The organism is Flavobacterium hydatis, assembly GCF_000737695.1.
Taxonomy (GTDB): Bacteria; Bacteroidota; Bacteroidia; order Flavobacteriales; family Flavobacteriaceae; genus Flavobacterium; species Flavobacterium hydatis.
Genome location: NZ_JPRM01000016.1, coordinates 79,377 through 97,753, shown reverse-complemented (window position 1 = coordinate 97,753; position 18,377 = coordinate 79,377). Strand labels below are relative to the sequence as shown.

Here is an 18,377-nt window from a genome sequence, read left to right as displayed (position 1 = left end):
TTCTAGATTAAATTAGTGTTTTTAAAATTCCTAGTGATAAAACCAAATGCTGCTGACATAATGTGTCCCATTGATTTTGCATTTTTAAAATTCAAATCATTAGTATAACGATACAATTCCATTTTTAGTTGATTCAAATTTGCTTCAGGCGAAATATTATCCTCACTCATAATATGCAATAATTTTTTAATTCTGTTATCTGCCGAGTGAATACGCTTGGCCAAAATAGCTCGTTCTTCGTCTTTATACTGTACTATCGATCGATCTTCTAATTTATCCTTAACCAACTCAATCATAGGATAATTTTCTTTGAAAAACTGAGGACGATAAACTTTAAAATTCCCTTCATAACATTGCTGATCAAAATCGATTGGACGAATTTTATATACTACTTGGTCAAAATCATGAATTGGGACAATAACATAATTATAAGCTCGCATATCTCCCAAAAGCCTAATCATACAACGTTCATTAAACTTTACAAACTCTTTGGCAATTTGTGATTTTTCGGTTTCGGTACAATTTTTAAGCAAGGTATTCATAAAAATATCTCCTGGAATACCAATTATATGCTCTTCGATTAAAGTGTCTTTATAAACCAAAAAATTTATTTTATCCGGAGATAATATTTCTTCTAATTCGAGACCATAAATTCGCGAAGCATCAGCCTTTTTTATATAAAAATGGACATAATTATCATTTAAAATATTTCGAACTTTAATCCTGAAAGGTTTAGAATTTCCAAACGTACAATAATCAATTGCATCGACATTTAAGTACTGAATAATATCTGTATTACCATCAGAATGCAAAAGAGAATAGATTTTTTTCAGATTCAAATCAATCTCATTTCTTTCGAACTCATTATAATAAACGCGAATCCACAAAGTGTCTTTATCATTCTTGTCGTACACAGTTATAGAACCAGAAAATCGCAATAAATCATCATAAAAAACCGAAACTTTTGAGATTCGCTCATAACGTTCTAAATAATCCAACAGTGGATTTGTTAATGGATAAGATGGTTTTTTAAAAAACATTAAAGGCTCACTCATTTTGAATATATTTGATACAAATTTACATTAAATAAAAATTGAACAGTAACAAAAACTAATCTCACACGTCTTACTAAAAACTAAAACCACAAATAATTTTGGAAACAATACTCACAATACAGAACCTTCATAAAAGATATGGGCGTATTCAGGCCCTTAAAGATATTTCTTTTGAGATTCAAAAAGGCCGCGTTTATGGAATTCTAGGTCCCAACGGAAGCGGAAAATCTACAACTTTAGGAATTGTTTTAAATGTTGTAAATAAAACTTCTGGACAATACAGTTGGTTTGGCGGGAAAGTACAAACTCATGAAGCATTAAAAAAAGTAGGTGCAATTATCGAAAGACCTAACTTTTATCCCTACATGACTGCCGAAGAAAACCTGAAATTGGTTTGTAAAATTAAGAGTATTGATTATTCTAAGATAAACGAAAAATTAGAGTTAGTAGGTTTAAACGAAAGGAAAACCAGCAAGTTTAGTACTTTTTCATTAGGTATGAAACAACGTTTGGCTATTGCATCTGCTCTATTAAATGACCCGGAAATCTTAATTCTGGATGAACCAACAAATGGTTTAGATCCACAAGGAATTCACCAAATTCGTGATATTATCAAAAAAATAGCCTCTCAAGGCACAACAATTTTACTTGCTTCCCATTTATTAGATGAGGTCGAAAAAGTATGTAGCCATGTTGTCGTTTTAAGAAAAGGCGAGATTTTATATTCAGGTCCAGTTGGAGGAATGTCAGCAAATGAAGGTTTCTTTGAAGTTCAGGCAGACGATACCGAAAAATTAATTACTGTAATCGAAACTCATCCTGCAGTAGACCGTGTTGCTAAAGAAGAAGGAAAAGTTTTAGTTTACTTAAAAAATGACTTGAGTTCAACTGACTTAAATAAGTTTTTGTTCTCACAAAACATCACCCTAAGTCATTTAGTAAAACGTAAAAATAGTTTAGAAGAACAATTCCTAGAACTAACCAATAACGCTTCTGCACAAAATAATTAAACCATGAAAAGACTTCTCTCTATAGAACTACAAAAAATCTGGAAAAACAAAGCCAGTCGTGCATTAACGTTAGCCTATTTTATCCTTCTTTCCTTTATCGCATTAATTGCCTCTATAAAATTTGATTTAGGCGTTTTTAAATTTCATTTAGCCGAAATGGGAATTTTCAACTTCCCTTTTATTTGGCATTTCAACACTTACATTGCAGCTTGGTTAAAGTTTTTCTTAGCAATTGTAATCGTATCTATGATGGCCAATGAGTATAGTTATGGAACTTTAAAGCAAAACCTTATTGATGGTTTAAGCAAGAAAGAATTTATTTTATCTAAATTCCTAACAGTAGTTTTATTTGCCTTTTGCTCAACTGTATTTGTATTTATAATGAGCTTAATTCTAGGATTATGCTTTTCTTCTTATACCGAAGTAGGAATCATATTTTCGGGAATGGAATATCTTTTAGCCTTTTTTGTAAAGCTAACGGGGTTCTTTTCTTTCTGTTTATTCTTAGGAATATTAGTAAAACGTTCCGCATTCGCTTTAGGATTTCTGTTAGTTTGGAGTATCCTTGAGGGTATTTTAAAAACTGTTTTTGCTTTTGTAATTTTCCCTGACAGTAAAATCGCCGATTACTTTATCAGATTACTTCCTTTAGAAGCTATGTCTAATTTAATTATAGAGCCATTTTCCAGATTATCAGTTATTAAAAGTATCGGAGAACAGATAGGAGTTGAAAACACTAAAAACTATAGTGTAGACTACATTTCAGTCATAATCGTTCTAATCTGGACTCTCTTATTTGTTTTCTTCTCTTATAAACTACTAAAGAGCCGAGATTTGTAGTATATTTGCTATATTTTTAGCAAATCATGGAATCAAAAAAAATAATATTAGCAAGTTTATTTATATTTTGCCTCGGAATAAAAGCCAATGCACAATACATAACTGTCGATGATACAAAGACCGCACAAGAATTAGTAGAAAAAGTATTAGTTAATAGTTCTTGTGCGACAACATCGGATCCTAAAGCATCGGGAGATAATTATACTACCGGAAGAAAAAGTTATGCTTACTTTACGGCAGGCACAAGTAACTTTCCTTTTAAAGATGGTGTCATACTGAGTACCGGTACAAGTCGAAGCTCCGTTGGTCCTTTTAACAAAAGTAACGGCGGTAACTCAAGCCCATTGTGGGGAGGAGATGCCGATTTAAATCAAGCATTAGGTATAACAACCTCTATAAATGCTACAGTTTTAGAATTTGATTTTACTCCTTTAACAAACTTTATAAGCTTCAATTATATTTTTGCTTCAGATGAGTACCAATCATACTACCCATGTGAATATTCAGATGGTTTTGCCTTTCTTATAAAAGAAGTAGGCAGCACAGATCCTTATAAAAATCTGGCTATATTACCAAATTCTGATTTCCCTGTTTCATCTACAACTGTTCATCCAAAAATAGAACCTGCCGAGGGAAGAAAAGGATGTCCGCCTGAAAATGAAAAATACTTTAATGGATACAACTCAACAAATCCAATTTCCAGTCCTATAAATTATGCTGCACAAACTGTCGTAATGAAGTCAGAAAGCGATGTAATTGCTGGAAAAACATATCACATTAAATTAGTAGTTGCCGACGATAGAAACATATATTATGATTCGGCTATTTTTCTTGAGGCTGGTAGTTTTACTTCTAAAATCAATTTAGGTATAGATCGAGATACAAGCACAGACAATCCCGTATGTTATGGCGACGAAGTAATCCTTGATACAAAACTTGGCTCACCTGCAGGAACAAACTACGCTTACGAATGGTATAAAGACGGTATAAAAGACAATGCTGCAACAGGTCCTACTTACACCGTTAAAGAAGACGGAACATACAGAGTAAATGTTCTTATGCATCCAACAACTTGTGAAGCTGATTCTGAAATAAAAATTGAATATGCTCCAGAAATTGTAGTAACTAATAGTTCATTAGTTCAATGTGATATAGACACAGATGGATACACAACCTTTAATTTAACCAAAGCTGATCCTTTAATAAAAAACAATGATCCAAAAGTAACTGTAGTATATTATGAATCATTAACAGACGCTGAAAATAAGTTGAATCAAATTCCTAATCCTACAACTTATACCAACACTCAACATATTGATGCATTACCTGTTAATGGAATAGATCAACAAATTCTTTACGCAAGAGTCGAAAACAAATACGGCTGTACTAAATATGCAGAGCTTTATTTAAAAATTGCTGGCAACATTGTACTCTCTCCACCTCCTATTGAAGTATGTGACCAAGATACTGATGGTGTTTATGAATTTAATTTAAACACACAGGTTACACCACAACTTTTAAATGGACTACCTTCTGGATTAGTGGTAAATTATTATTTAAGCGAAAGTGATGCAATTACTGAAACAAATCGTTTGCCTAATAATTTCAACAATACAATTGCTTTTGACCAAACCATTTATGCTCGTATTCTAAATGGTCCTGATTGTTATGCAGTAACTCCAATAAAATTAATAGTACATGTATTCGATCCTATTAATTTTGGAGATGAAACGGAGTATTTATGCAAAAACGCTACAATCTATTTATCTGTAGCAACTGGATTTGAAAGCTATTTATGGAATACAGGTTCTACCGCTGCATCTATTCCTGTTAATATTGCTGGTAATTACTCTGTAACCGTATCAGATGTAAACGGATGTACAAAGACAAAGAAATTTAAAGTCATAGCCTCTGATGTAGCAGTAATTACAGGGACTCAGGTTAAAGATTTTTCTGCAAATGAAAATTCAGTTTTAATAGAATATACAGGAATAGGAAATTATGAATTTTCATTAGACGGAGAAAATTATCAGGACGCCCCTTTATTCAAAGGTACACCTGCTGGAATTTACAATGCTTTTGCTAGAGATAAAAATGGTTGCGGAACAACAATGTCTGCTCCTTTTTATGTTCTTGACTATCCAAGATTCTTCACTCCTAATGGAGATGGATATAATGACACTTGGAAAGTTAAATATCTAGAGCATTTACCAGACTATACCATCTCTATCTTTGATCGTTATGGAAAATTATTAAAACAAATGAATACCCTAAGTGCAGGATGGGACGGAACTTACGGAGGCCGTCAACTACCATCAGATGATTATTGGTTTACATTAAAATTTGTTGATGGCACAGAAATTAAAGGACACTTTAGCCTAAAAAGATAAACATTAAATAAGCATCAACAGATTTAATTAATAAGTCTGTTGATGCTTTCTATTTAGACAATCAAAAATGACTTCATCTAATCAATAAATAAAATTTAATAGCTATCTAATTTTTTAATTCCTAAATACATAAAATATAAATCTTAATTTTAGAAATCATAAGACATAAAAAAGCCATTCACAATGTGAATGGCTTTTTTAGTATTATATAAATCCTGATTAGATTTTAAATCTTTTTCTATCAGTTTCAGTCAAATAGATTTTTCTCAAACGAATAGATTTTGGTGTTACCTCTACATATTCATCTTTTTGAATGTACTCTAAAGCTTCCTCTAATGAAAAAATAATTGGAGGGATGATTCTTGCTTTTTCATCATTTCCAGAAGAACGAACGTTAGATTGTTTTTTCTCTTTAGTTACGTTCACACACATATCATCTGCACGAGAGTTTTCTCCAATTACCTGACCTTCGTAAATTTCAGCATTTGGTTCAACGAAGAATTTACCACGATCTTGTAATTTATCGATAGAATAAGGAATAGCTTTTCCTTTTTCCATAGAAATTAATGAACCTTTGTTACGTCCAGAAATTTCTCCTTTGTAAGGCTCATATCCGATAAAACGGTGAGACATAATAGCTTCACCAGCAGTAGCAGTAAGTAATTGATTTCTTAAACCAATAATTCCACGAGATGGAATATTAAATTTAATAATCATACGCTCACCCTTAGTTTCCATGCTTAACATTTCACCTTTACGAACTGTTACGAACTCAACTGCTCTACCTGAAAGATTTTCTGGTAAATCGATTGTTAATTCCTCAATTGGCTCACATTTTTTACCATCAATTTCTTTGATGATAACTTGTGGTTGACCGATTTGTAATTCATAACCTTCTCTTCTCATTGTTTCAATAAGAACAGATAAGTGAAGTACTCCACGACCAAAAACCATGAATTTATCAGCAGAATCAGTTTCACCTAACTTCATAGCTAAGTTTTTCTCTAATTCTTTTGTTAATCTTTCTCTAATATGACGAGAAGTTACAAATTTACCCTCTTTACCAAAGAAAGGAGAGTCATTAATTGTAAACAACATACTCATTGTAGGCTCATCAATAGCAATTGTTTGTAAAGCTTCTGGATTTTCAATATCAGCGATGGTATCACCAATCTCAAAACCTTCAACTCCAATAATCGCACAGATATCACCTGCAATTACTTGCTCTACTTTTTTACGACCAAGTCCTTCAAAAGTATGCAATTCTTTTATTCTTGATTTTATAACTTTACCATCTCTTTTTACCAAAGAAATTGCCATACCTTCTTTTAAAACTCCTCTTTCAAGACGACCAATAGCGATACGACCTGTAAATGCAGAGAAATCTAAAGATGTAATTAACATTTGTGGAGTTCCTTCTGAAACTTTAGGAGCTGGAACATTAGCAATTACCATATCTAGTAAAGGCTCAATGTTTTCTGTTTGATTTTTCCAATCATCAGACATCCAGTTGTTTTTAGCAGAACCATAAACAGTTGGGAAATCCAATTGCTCTTCACTAGCACCTAATTCAAACATTAAGTCAAAAACTTTTTCATGTACTTCTTCTGGAGTACAGTTTTCTTTATCAACTTTGTTGATAACTACGCAAGGCTTCAATCCTAAATCAATTGCCTTTTGTAATACGAAACGAGTTTGTGGCATTGGTCCTTCAAAAGCATCTACTAGTAAACACACACCATCGGCCATGTTTAGTACACGTTCTACTTCACCACCAAAATCGGCGTGACCAGGAGTATCAATAATATTGATTTTTGTTCCTTTGTATTGAACTGATACGTTCTTAGAAGTAATAGTAATACCTCTCTCACGCTCTAAATCATTATTATCAAGAATTAAATCACCTGTGTTTTCGTTGTCACGAAATAACTGACAGTGATACATAATTTTATCAACCAAAGTGGTTTTACCGTGATCGACGTGGGCAATAATTGCAATATTTCTAATAGATTCCATCTGAGATTTTTAATGGGTGCAAAGGTACACTTTTTTTTAATATAAAAACTATTTAGAGAATAGTTTACATATTCTTAACCAATTACACTCAAAAAACACTTTTATTTCAAGGCTTTTAAATATCTTATAATTGATGTTTAATAATTTGGTAATTATTAATTATATTTGAGTAATGAAAAACAAAACCAATCAAATTACATTAATTTACTTTGTCATTTCTTTATTTCTGGCAATCATCTGCCATAAATACCTCCTTAACAATATTTCAAACACTCAATACTACTACTTCAGTTTCATAAAAGACCTTGTTTTCATCATCTTAACCGGACTACTTTACAGATATATCTTATCCAAAAACGACGAGAGAAACATCACAATTTTCGAAAAACTAAAGAAATCGAATGATGAAATTAAAGAATCAAATGAAAAATATAACATAGTTTCAAAAGCTACTAGTGACACTATTTGGGATTGGAAAATCCAAGAAGACAACATCACCTGGAATAAAGGAATCGAAAATGTTTTTGGATACAAACCCGAAGAAGTTGGAGATAATTCCAGATGGTGGTTTGACAAAATCCACCCTGAAGACAGCATCAGAATGTCGGTAAAACTATATTCATTTATAGAACAAAAAACCGAAAAATGGCAAGATCAATACCGTTTTAGATGTGCCGATGCTACTTATAAATACGTCCTTCACCGTAGTTTTTTATTAAAAGACGAAAACGGAAGAGCTATTAGAATGATTGGAGCCATACAAGATATCACAAAACAAAAAGAGGAAGAGCAGCGACTAAAACTACTAGAAACCGTAATCACCCAATCCCGAGATTCGATACTAATTACTGAAGCAGATTCTCATGATGGTAAAATTCCACGAATTGTATATGTAAATCCATCTTTCTCACGAATGTCAGGATACCAATCTGAAGAAGTAGTAGGAAAATCACCTAATATCTTTAAAGGCCCAAATTCCGACTCAAGCGAACTTCAAAAATTAATAAAAGCGATAAAGAACAAAGAAGAATGTTTAATAGAAACCATTAGCTACACCAAAAGCAAAGAAGAATATTGGGTTCGATACTCTATGATTCCAATTTTTAATGCTGAAAATGTAGTTTCGCATTGGATTTCTATACAAAGAGACATAACAGAAGAGAAAAAACTAGAAAAAGAGAAAGAACACCTTATTAGAGAACTAACTCAAAATAATAAAGATTTAAAACAATTCTCGTACATAACCTCTCACAATCTTAGATCACCTTTATCAAATCTAACTGGATTATTAAATCTAATAGAAGATATCCCGATTGAAAACGAAGAATTAAAAGAAATCCTAAACGGATTTAATAAGTCGACTCATTTATTAAACGAAACGATTAATGACTTAGTAAAAGTTATCATAATCAAAGACAATCCATCAATACAAAAGGAAGAAGTTTTACTAAATGAAGTTTTCGAAAACGTATTCAATCAACTAAATTTTCAAATCGAATTACACAAGCCAATCATAAAACTAAAGTTTGAAAAAGTAACTGTACTAAACATCAATAAAGCCTACATAGAAAGCATATTATTAAACCTACTAACCAATTCCATTAAATACAGATCTGAAGACCGTAAATTAAAAATCACTATTTCAGCTGATCAAATAGACGACAACATCATATTAACATTTAATGACAACGGAATTGGAATTGATCTTGAAAGAAACAAAGATAAAGTTTTCGGACTTTACCAAAGATTTCACAACTACCCCGACAGCAAAGGCCTTGGATTATACCTTGTAAAATCTCAAGTCGAAACAATGGGAGGTACAATTAGCATAGATAGCGAAGTCAATAAAGGAACTTCATTTACTCTAATATTCAAAAACAAATAAAATGTTTGATCAAATTTTATGCATAGACGACGACCCCATAGCACTAATGCTATGCAAAAAAGTAATCACTAAAGCTGCATTTTCCAATGAAATAATAACCGCACAAAACGGAGAAGAAGCTTTGTTGTATTTCAACACCCTTAAATACAACACCAAACTCAATGATCTTGATAATAAAAAACCAAGGCTTATTTTCTTAGATTTAAATATGCCTGTAATGGGAGGCTGGGAATTCCTTGATCATTTCTCTACATCTAATTACTCAGATTTTAACACCACCAATGTAATCATACTATCCTCTACCATAGATCCTGAAGATTTAGAAAAAGCAAAAAGATACCCAATGATACTTGACTTCCTCTCGAAACCCATCACACTACAGATGCTTGAATATATAAAAGACAAAATGGATTAAACAGAAAAAACTCCTTAAACAATTAAAACTAATTACTTAAGGAGCCTTTTGAGCATAAAAAAAAGCCCTCTAAAAGAGAGCTTTTTTATATATTTTAGCAAATTGTATGATTACAATTTAGCTACATGTTTCGTTAATTTAGATTTTAAATTAGACGCTTTGTTATCATGAATGATATTCTTTTTCGCTAATTTATCAATCATAGAAATTACAGTTGATAATTTTGAAGTAGCATCTTGTTTATCTGTAGCTATTCTTAACGCTTTGATAGCATTACGAGTAGTTTTGTGTTGATATCTGTTAAGTACTCTTCTTTTTTCGTTACTTCTGATTCTTTTTAATGCTGACTTATGATTTGCCATTTTCTTTTAATTTTAGATGTAATAATTATAAATACTAGTTAAAAAAGAAAAGCCTCCCACAATTGCAAAAACAATCACTTTAGCTTTAACTAATAAAACAAAAACCGAGACACCAGCTCTTATTTTACAAAACTTATTCACAACTAATTTTAGTAGTCCGTAAGGGAATCGAACCCCTGTTACCAGGACGAAATCCTGAAGTCCTAACCCCTAGACGAACGGACCAGTATTCTTCTAAGTTTTTTATTAATTATTCAAAATTGAAATTGTAGCCCGTAGCGGAATCGAACCGCTCTTACATGGATGAAAACCATGCGTCCTAACCGATAGACGAACGGGCCATTTTATTTTCAATCTTCAAATAACTTTTAACTCGCAAAAAAAAGTAGTAGCCCGTAGCGGAATCGAACCGCTCTTACATGGATGAAAACCATGCGTCCTAACCGATAGACGAACGGGCCTGCTTCTGTATTGCGGTTGCAAAGATACAACTGTTTTTTAGATGTACAATAGCTGAAGCAAAAAAAATTAAAAAAATTAATATGCCTTAGCAAAAAGCACCCTTCTTGAAGAAGAATCCCCAGTAAACACACAGGTTCCCGCTTCTTCTACCCCATCTAAAGGAATACATCTAATTGTTGCTTTTGTCAAATCTTTAATCTTCTCTTCTGTAGCTGCAGTTCCATCCCAATGAGCTGATACAAAGCCACCTTTATTCTCTAAAACATCTTTAAATTCATCAAAACTATTTACCTCTGTAATATGAGTATTTCGATAATCTAATGCTTTATTATACAAATCAATTTGAATTTGAGTCAATAAATCGTTCACATAAGTCACAATTCCATCTTTCGAAACCGTTTCTTTTGTCAAAGTATCTCTTCTTGCAATTTCAAAAGTTCCATTTTCTAAATCTTTAGGACCAACCGCAATTCGTATCGGCACTCCTTTTAATTCATACTCGTTAAACTTGAATCCTGGCTTTTGTGTAGTTCTGTCATCATACTTCACAGCGATATTCAGTTTTCTCAACTGAGAAACCAATTCATTTACCACAACCGTAATTTCATCCAGCTGCTCGTCTGTTTTATGAATAGGAACAATCACCACTTGTATAGGTGCTAAATTTGGAGGCAATACTAATCCTTTATCATCTGAGTGCGTCATTACTAAAGCTCCCATTAATCTCGTAGAAACTCCCCAAGAAGTTCCCCACACATATTCTTGCGTTCCTTCGGCATTTGCAAATTTCACATCAAATGCTTTTGCAAAGTTTTGCCCTAAGAAATGAGACGTTCCTGCCTGCAATGCTTTACCATCCTGCATTAACGCTTCTATACAATAGGTTTCTTCCGCTCCTGCAAATCGCTCTGTTTCTGTCTTGATTCCTTTTACAACCGGAATTGCCATAAAATTCTCAACAAACTCAGCATATACATTCATCATTTTTTCAGACTCCTCAACAGCTTCACTTTTCGTAGCGTGAGCTGTATGTCCTTCTTGCCACAAGAATTCGGCTGTTCTTAAAAACAATCGAGTTCTCATTTCCCAACGAACCACATTTGCCCATTGATTGATTAATAAAGGTAAATCACGATATGATTGTACCCATCCTTTATAGGTAGACCATATAATAGCTTCACTCGTAGGACGAACAATTAGCTCTTCCTCTAACTTCGCATTAGGATCAACCATAAGCTTCCCTGGTTTGTCGGGGTCATTCTTTAATCTATAATGAGTAACAATGGCGCATTCTTTTGCAAATCCTTCTGCATTTTTCTCCTCAGCCTCAAACATGCTTTTTGGAACAAATAACGGAAAGTAAGCATTTTGATGTCCTGTTTCTTTAAATTTTCGATCTAACTCAGCTTGCATTTTTTCCCAAATAGCATATCCGTACGGCTTAATAACCATACATCCTCTAACTCCTGAATTCTCGGCTAAATCCGCTTTTACAACCAGCTCGTTATACCATTTTGAATAATCTTCTGATCTTGTAGTAAGGTTCTTACTCATATTGAATAGTTTGGCACAAATTTTGTTTAACTTATTTTAACTAAATAGTTTCACAAAACTAACTATTTTTGTATTGTCCAACAATAAAAAATCCACAGATATGAAAACTAATATTTTTTTCCAAAAAAACACGGCTCTTTTTTCCATTGCAGTCCTATTGTGTTTTCTAGTAACTTCGTGTGGTTCTTATCAAAATAGTTCTTACTATGACAATGATGGCATATATAGAACATCATCTAATAATTACACCGAAAGAGTTACTACAAGCGGCACTAATAATCAATACAAAGATTATTTTAGCTCCCTACAAAACAATGATGAACCTACAGAAATCTTCACAAATGTTGATAATTACGGTTCTTATAACGAATCTGATGACAGTATAACAAACTCAAGCATTAGTTATGCTGGCTGGGGAAGCAATGTTCAGGATGTATCTGTAAACATATACCCAAATACTTGGGGATTATCTTTTGGTTTTGGCTATCCTTATTATGGTGGCTTTGGCTACGGTTACGGATGGGGTTACCCATATTATGGTGGCGGATGGGGATATCCATCCTACTACCCTTATTACGGATACAGACCTTATTATTATGGTGGCTACCGATACAATAACTACTCTTATAACTATGGCCGTAGAGGTTCTTACTATAATAACAGTATAAACCGTAACAATACATATTATAACAACAGAAGTTATTCTAGAAACTCTGACTACTCTACAAACAGAAGAGGAAGCACTAATTATACAAATTCCAGACCTACAGAATTCACTAACAGAAGAGGAAATAGTAACTATAGTGATTACAGAAGAACGGATTCTCAAAACTCTAACTATAACACTAACAGAAGAGGAAGCGGTAACACAAATTATACTGATTACAGAAGAAACGACTCTTATAACAACAACGGTAATTCTAATTACACAAGAAGAGATCAATCTTCAGGTTCACAAAATAGCACTTATACTCCAACACGAAGAAATAACAGCAGTAGCACTCCAAGCAGAAGCTACAATCCTGGTTCATCTAGTCCAACTAGAAGCTATACCCCTTCTAGCACTCCATCAAGATCATATAGCCCTAGCTCATCAGGTGGTGGCGGTGGCAGAATGTCTGGCGGCGGAGGTGGCGGAGGCGGAAGATCCTCTGGTGGTGGAAGAAGATAATTTACATCTTCTTTAAAACAAATTAAAACCTATTTATCTGAACATGAAAAAGTATATATTCCTAATCCTTACCGGACTATCTATTAGCGCAGCACACTCACAAGGTATATCTGACGCAATGCGTTACTCACAAGACAACCTAAACGGAACTGCTCGTTTCCGCGCTATGGGTGGTGCATTTGGAGCACTTGGTGGAGATTTATCTTCGTTAAATGTTAACCCTGCAGGTTCTGCTGTATTTGCAAACAATCAGTTTGGCGTAACATTAAGCAATTACAACACCAAGAATAACTCCAATTATTTTGGAACAAAAACTAACGAAAGCGAAAATTCGTTTATATTAAACCAAGCTGGAGGAGTTTTAGTTTTTAACAACTATGACTCCAAAAGCAACTGGAAAAAATTAGCTGTAGCCGTTAATTACGAGAACACTAACAACTACAACGATGCAATATTCTCAGCTGGAACAAACCCGACAAATTCTGTAGACAAATACTTTTTAAATTACGCTGACGGAATTGTTCCATTAGGCTTAATAAAAAATTCATATTATCGCAACTTAAACTATGGTGCACAACAGGCCTATATGGGCTACGAAGGATACATCATTAACCCTGTGACTCTGGACGACAAGAATACCCAATACACGTCTAATGTTCCAGCCGGAGGAAATTACTATCAGGAAAATGAAATTTATTCGAATGGCTATAACGGCAAATTATCATTCAATTTTGCCACTTCATATAAAGACAAATTATACATTGGTGTAAACTTAAATTCTCATTTTACCGATTACACCAGAAATACTAGTTTTTACGAAGATAACAACAATAATACAACAGCAATTGACAGAATAAATAGATTGCGTTTTGACAATCAACTATATACTTACGGAAATGGTTTTTCATTCCAAATAGGAGCTATCGCAAAAGTAACTGACCAAATAAGATTAGGTCTTGCCTACGAATCAAATACTTGGTACAAACTCTATGACGAAACCACTCAATCATTAGTAACAGTAAGTAGCAACAATGCCGGAGAACTACCTAATAGAATAGTGGATCCACAAATTATCAATGTACTTGAACCTTACAAACTACAAACTCCTGGAAAATGGACCGCAAGTTTTGCATACGTATTTGGGAAAACTGGATTACTAAGTGTTGATTACGCTATTAAAGATTATGGCAACACTAAATTCAAACCTACAAACGATAGCTTTTTTAGAGGGGTAAACAACACCATGAGCGACCAATTAACAAATAGTAGTGAAGTACGTATTGGTGCGGAATACAAAATCAAACTACTTAGCTTAAGAGCTGGTTACAGATTTGAACAAAGCCCATACAAAAACAGCTCTACCATTGGTGATTTAAACGGGTATTCTGGAGGTTTAGGATATAATTTCGGCTCTACTAAAGTAGATTTAGCTTACTCTTATGCTAAGAGAAATTCTCAACAAGCATTTTTTAGCCAAGGATTTACAGACGGAGCTAATATTAATACAAAATTCAACAACGTTTCTTTGACTATGCTATTTGAATTGTAGTTAAAACATAAAAATGAATTTAAAAACAGTCAGCTATTAGCTGACTGTTTTTTTTTAAATAAAATCCTACAATTAATCACGTAGCATTTGTTTTTGTAGTTTATTTACTATATTTTAGTAATTAACTTAAAAACAATAAATTATGATTAAGCTAAAAAATTACTTTATTGCATTGCTATTAGTTAACTCTACATTGTACTCAACAAACAAAAGTGTAAACACTAATTACGACCCTAAGGTTAGTATCGAAATATCAAACATAGTAACCAATGGTTTGGCTCTACCAAATAACACAATCAGCTTTAACGGAGTCGATGATTTAGACATAGAATTTGATGTAAAAGTATCATATACAGGTAGCGATAATAACATCTACCAAGGTTTTTCAAATGGTTACTTTTATGAGCCAAATTCTTTTGATAATGAACCTGCTGAATATTACAATAACGGAGTTGTTCCTCATTTTCTTTTTGAAAATTTAATAAAACTAACTCCCAACGGCACAAGATACAGTCATACTTATCGCCAAAAATTACGCTTAAAAAGAGCTACTGTATACAATACTGGTTGCTCTATTGTTTTTACTTACAGAGGAGAAAACGCAAAAAAAACTTCTAACAAATTAACATTCAAACTTATTGGTGGTACAAAAACAGGAAATGAACCATACAAACCAGCAACAGCAAATATAAATTTAAGAAGTATTTCATACAGCAACGGATTACCATTAATAAATAACACAATAGTCGTTCCCGATTACGAACGTGGTGAAATTGGAACTACCAGTATTAACTTGACATTTGATTACAATTGTACCTATGGATCAAAACTTGAGCTCGGCTACTATCCGGTTGCTGGCATTTTAATAGGTGACAAAACAAAGACAAAGGTAAGTTTAAATCAAGGGAAAGGGATAACACCGACTATTACCAATGGCATCATAACATTTAATAACATAGAAATAAAATCTTCTGACATAACTCCAGATTCCTATTTAAAAATTTCATTCAGCTTCCAAGGAATAAAGACAATTACCATCTATGCTACAGCAAAAACTAGCGGTCTAATTCAAAACAATTACATTTTTGACAACCAATCAATTTCTCCTGGAAGCAAGTCCGCTCCTTTAATCGGTACAGCTTCAACTACAGGCCTAAGTAGATCTTTTGAAAACACATATATAACGCACTATCAATGGCAACAAAAAATAGGAAGCAATAATTGGGCTAACATTACTGGTGCAACATTTCAAAATTACACCCCAACAAATGCATTCACTCAAACAACCTCATTTAGAAGGATTGCAATAAGTAACGACGGACAATATAATTTTAGCGAATACATTACGGTTTCAACCATTCCATCCCCTAAAAATACTATTTGTTGCGACCAAGAATTAGCATCTGCAACAACTCAGCCTACAGCTTTCACAGGAAACGTATTGGATAATTCCATTTCTTATCAATGGCAAATAGAAGAAGAACAAAGAAGTACTCGAACTACAATATGGACAAGTATCCCAAATGCCACAAACTCCAGTTGCACCTATATTTTTCCCGAAAGAGGATTAGGTAAATTAGGAGAAAGAAATCGTGAAGGTGGCGGTAAATTCAGAAGACTCGCCATTCAAAACAACGCAATAATCGGCATTAGCAACGTAATAAACATTACCATAAAACCAATACCTCTAGGAACAGGAATCATAGAAAGAGGAGGTCTTTCAGGAGGAACTCCATCGCCAGCCATAGGAAGAAGAAGCGCAAGATTAACAACAAATGATGAAAACGAGACCACGCTTACAGCAAAAAATCAGGAAAGTTTACATTCTAATCTTGCAACTGACAACTTACTAAACATTGACAACAATTCTTTAGTAATAGACAGTAATTTAAGTTTATACCCAAATCCGATAACAAATAATTTCTACATTCAAAACGTAAACAAATTTAAAAATCCAGAAAAAATAAAACTTTTTGATGTGTCTGGAAACGAAATAAGAATTGACAAAACAATGCATTCTGATAATTTAATCGAAATAAGCACATATTCAACTTTACCAGGAATCTATATTGTACACATTAATGAAGATACACTTGTAACAAAAAAATTAATTAAAAACTAGTTTAAATTTTCTATAATCCTAAAACCACTTCTATATCCTTGAAGTGGTTTTTTATTTCTACACTAGCCCTGATGGGAGCGGCATCCTTTTTCTGGCTTCTTTAGACAGAAAAAGATATAGCGGACAGCAGGAAAAGCTTCTAAAACCAATTATAACAACATCAGAAAAAAGGAGGAATCATGGTGTTTCTAGGAATAAAAAATGTAATTTTGCACTCCAATTTATAAAAGTATGAGAACCAAGTCTTTAAAAAAGAACAAAATCAACGTAATCACTCTTGGGTGTTCGAAAAATGTATATGATAGTGAAGTACTTATGGGTCAACTTCGCGCTAACGGAAAGGAAGTAACACATGAAGCTCCTGCTGCTGAAGAAGGCAATATTATTGTTATAAATACTTGTGGCTTTATCGATAACGCTAAAGCTGAATCGGTAAACATGATTCTGGAGTATGCCGATAAAAAAGAAAAAGGATTAGTAGATAAGGTTTTTGTGACAGGATGTCTGTCTGAACGTTATAGACCTGACTTAGAAAAAGAAATTCCTAATGTAGACCAATATTTTGGTACAACTGAATTACCCCTATTATTAAAAGCACTAGGTGCCGATTATAAACATGAATTATTAGGCGAACGTTTAACTACAACTCCTAAAAATTACGCTTATTTAAAAATTGCTGAAGGTTGCGACAGACCTTGTAGTTTTTGTGCAATTCCGCTTATGCGTGGAAAACACGTATCGCAAACTATTGAAAAATTAGTAAAAGAAGCTGAAGGCTTAGCTAAAAACGGTGTAAAAGAATTAATCTTGATTGCTCAGGATTTAACTTACTACGGTCTTGACATATATAAGAAAAGAAATTTAGGTGAATTACTTGAAGCTTTAGTAAAAGTAGAAGGTATCGAGTGGATTCGTTTGCATTACGCCTTCCCTACTGGTTTCCCAATGGATGTTCTTGAGATTATGAAACGCGAGCCAAAGATTTGTAATTATATTGATATTCCGTTGCAACACATTTCGGATTCGGTTTTAAAATCGATGCGTCGTGGTACAACTCAGGAAAAAACAACTAAACTATTAAAAGATTTCCGTAATGCTGTTCCTGGAATGGCTATTAGAACGACTCTTATTGTAGGTTACCCAGGAGAAACTCAAGAAGACTTTAATATCCTTAAAGATTTTGTTCAGGAAATGAAATTTGACAGAATGGGTTGTTTCGCTTATTCTCATGAAGAAAACACACATGCTTATTTACTAGAAGATGATGTTCCGGATGATGTAAAACAAGCTCGTGCTAACGAAATCATGGAATTACAATCGCAAATTTCATGGGATTTAAACCAAGAGAAAGTTGGACAAACTTTTAAATGTATTATTGACAGAAAAGAAGGTGCTCATTTTGTGGGAAGAACAGAATTTGATAGCCCTGATGTTGATAACGAAGTATTAATTGATGCGTCTAAAAACTATCTAAAAACTGGAGAATTTGTTAATATTAAAATAATAGAAGCTACAGAATTTGATTTATACGGTGAACCTGTTTAAA

13 protein-coding genes and 3 tRNA genes are annotated in these 18,377 nt (G+C 33.2%); 9 read left to right on the top strand and 7 right to left on the bottom strand.

What is annotated here, in order from left to right:
- Window positions 1–2: 2 nt before the first annotated feature.
- Window positions 3–1,055 (bottom strand): hypothetical protein, encoded by a 1,053-nt coding sequence (locus IW20_RS12005; protein WP_035622441.1) that lies wholly within the window; start codon window positions 1,053–1,055, stop codon window positions 3–5.
- 98 nt (window positions 1,056–1,153) lie between these two features.
- Here IW20_RS12005 and IW20_RS12000 point away from each other — a divergent pair, with 98 nt between their 5' ends.
- The 3 genes from IW20_RS12000 to IW20_RS11990 are packed head-to-tail and all read left to right on the top strand — an operon-like array spanning window position 1,154 to window position 5,295.
- Complete coding sequence (locus tag IW20_RS12000) at window positions 1,154–2,065, top strand: ABC transporter ATP-binding protein (protein ID WP_035622439.1); 912 nt, start codon at window positions 1,154–1,156, stop codon at window positions 2,063–2,065.
- A 3-nt stretch (window positions 2,066–2,068) separates the two neighbouring features.
- Window positions 2,069–2,905, top strand: coding sequence for an ABC transporter permease (locus IW20_RS11995; RefSeq protein ID WP_035622437.1), 837 nt, complete (start codon window positions 2,069–2,071; stop codon window positions 2,903–2,905).
- Window positions 2,906–2,931: 26 nt separating this feature from the next.
- Window positions 2,932–5,295, top strand: coding sequence for a T9SS type B sorting domain-containing protein (locus IW20_RS11990; RefSeq protein ID WP_035622435.1), 2,364 nt, complete (start codon window positions 2,932–2,934; stop codon window positions 5,293–5,295).
- Window positions 5,296–5,514: 219 nt separating this feature from the next.
- Here the strand turns inward: IW20_RS11990 and typA are convergent, their stop codons facing one another.
- Complete coding sequence (gene typA, locus IW20_RS11985; protein ID WP_035622434.1) at window positions 5,515–7,311, bottom strand: translational GTPase TypA; 1,797 nt, start codon at window positions 7,309–7,311, stop codon at window positions 5,515–5,517.
- A gap of 172 nt (window positions 7,312–7,483) precedes the next feature.
- Between typA and IW20_RS11980 the strand changes: the two genes are divergently transcribed.
- Together IW20_RS11980 and IW20_RS11975 are read left to right on the top strand one after the other, a co-directional pair.
- Window positions 7,484–9,196 (top strand): PAS domain-containing sensor histidine kinase, encoded by a 1,713-nt coding sequence (locus IW20_RS11980; RefSeq protein ID WP_035622431.1) that lies wholly within the window; start codon window positions 7,484–7,486, stop codon window positions 9,194–9,196.
- Window position 9,197: 1 nt separating this feature from the next.
- Window positions 9,198–9,611 carry a response regulator gene (locus IW20_RS11975; protein WP_035622428.1) on the top strand — a complete coding sequence of 138 codons (414 nt, stop codon included), beginning with the start codon at window positions 9,198–9,200 and terminating at the stop codon, window positions 9,609–9,611.
- A gap of 110 nt (window positions 9,612–9,721) precedes the next feature.
- Here IW20_RS11975 and rpsT read toward each other — a convergent pair whose 3' ends face one another.
- The 5 genes from rpsT to proS all read right to left on the bottom strand — a co-directional run bounded on the left by rpsT (window position 9,722) and on the right by proS (window position 11,989).
- Window positions 9,722–9,973 (bottom strand): 30S ribosomal protein S20, encoded by a 252-nt coding sequence (rpsT, locus tag IW20_RS11970; protein ID WP_035622425.1) that lies wholly within the window; start codon window positions 9,971–9,973, stop codon window positions 9,722–9,724.
- Between the two features lie 153 nt (window positions 9,974–10,126).
- Window positions 10,127–10,198, bottom strand: a tRNA-Glu gene (locus tag IW20_RS11965).
- Between the two features lie 44 nt (window positions 10,199–10,242).
- Window positions 10,243–10,314 (bottom strand) — tRNA-Glu (locus IW20_RS11960).
- 48 nt (window positions 10,315–10,362) lie between these two features.
- Window positions 10,363–10,434, bottom strand: a tRNA-Glu gene (locus IW20_RS11955).
- Window positions 10,435–10,510: 76 nt separating this feature from the next.
- Window positions 10,511–11,989 (bottom strand): proline--tRNA ligase, encoded by a 1,479-nt coding sequence (proS, locus tag IW20_RS11950; protein ID WP_035622422.1) that lies wholly within the window; start codon window positions 11,987–11,989, stop codon window positions 10,511–10,513.
- Window positions 11,990–12,089: 100 nt separating this feature from the next.
- Between proS and IW20_RS26105 the strand changes: the two genes are divergently transcribed.
- The 4 genes from IW20_RS26105 to rimO all read left to right on the top strand — a co-directional run bounded on the left by IW20_RS26105 (window position 12,090) and on the right by rimO (window position 18,376).
- Window positions 12,090–13,160, top strand: a complete 1,071-nt coding sequence (locus IW20_RS26105; protein WP_035622421.1) for a hypothetical protein — start codon at window positions 12,090–12,092, stop codon at window positions 13,158–13,160.
- Window positions 13,161–13,203: 43 nt separating this feature from the next.
- Window positions 13,204–14,709: an OmpP1/FadL family transporter gene (locus tag IW20_RS11940; protein WP_035622419.1), complete on the top strand. Its 1,506-nt coding sequence runs from the start codon at window positions 13,204–13,206 to the stop codon at window positions 14,707–14,709.
- A 142-nt stretch (window positions 14,710–14,851) separates the two neighbouring features.
- A complete protein-coding gene (locus IW20_RS11935) occupies window positions 14,852–16,831 on the top strand; it encodes a T9SS type A sorting domain-containing protein (RefSeq protein ID WP_035622417.1) in 1,980 nt (659 codons plus the stop codon).
- 231 nt (window positions 16,832–17,062) lie between these two features.
- A complete protein-coding gene (gene rimO, locus IW20_RS11930) occupies window positions 17,063–18,376 on the top strand; it encodes a 30S ribosomal protein S12 methylthiotransferase RimO (RefSeq protein ID WP_035622415.1) in 1,314 nt (437 codons plus the stop codon).
- Window position 18,377: the final 1 nt, after the last annotated feature.

Coding starts and splice junctions, on each gene's coding strand:
- IW20_RS12005 (WP_035622441.1), bottom strand. CDS start 1,055: ATGAGTGAGCCTTTAATGTTTTTTAAAAAACCATCTTATCCATTAACA.
- IW20_RS11995 (WP_035622437.1), top strand. CDS start 2,069: ATGAAAAGACTTCTCTCTATAGAACTACAAAAAATCTGGAAAAACAAA.
- IW20_RS11990 (WP_035622435.1), top strand. CDS start 2,932: ATGGAATCAAAAAAAATAATATTAGCAAGTTTATTTATATTTTGCCTC.
- typA (WP_035622434.1), bottom strand. CDS start 7,311: ATGGAATCTATTAGAAATATTGCAATTATTGCCCACGTCGATCACGGT.
- IW20_RS11980 (WP_035622431.1), top strand. CDS start 7,484: ATGAAAAACAAAACCAATCAAATTACATTAATTTACTTTGTCATTTCT.
- IW20_RS11975 (WP_035622428.1), top strand. CDS start 9,198: ATGTTTGATCAAATTTTATGCATAGACGACGACCCCATAGCACTAATG.
- rpsT (WP_035622425.1), bottom strand. CDS start 9,973: ATGGCAAATCATAAGTCAGCATTAAAAAGAATCAGAAGTAACGAAAAA.
- proS (WP_035622422.1), bottom strand. CDS start 11,989: ATGAGTAAGAACCTTACTACAAGATCAGAAGATTATTCAAAATGGTAT.
- IW20_RS26105 (WP_035622421.1), top strand. CDS start 12,090: ATGAAAACTAATATTTTTTTCCAAAAAAACACGGCTCTTTTTTCCATT.
- IW20_RS11940 (WP_035622419.1), top strand. CDS start 13,204: ATGAAAAAGTATATATTCCTAATCCTTACCGGACTATCTATTAGCGCA.
- IW20_RS11935 (WP_035622417.1), top strand. CDS start 14,852: ATGATTAAGCTAAAAAATTACTTTATTGCATTGCTATTAGTTAACTCT.
- rimO (WP_035622415.1), top strand. CDS start 17,063: ATGAGAACCAAGTCTTTAAAAAAGAACAAAATCAACGTAATCACTCTT.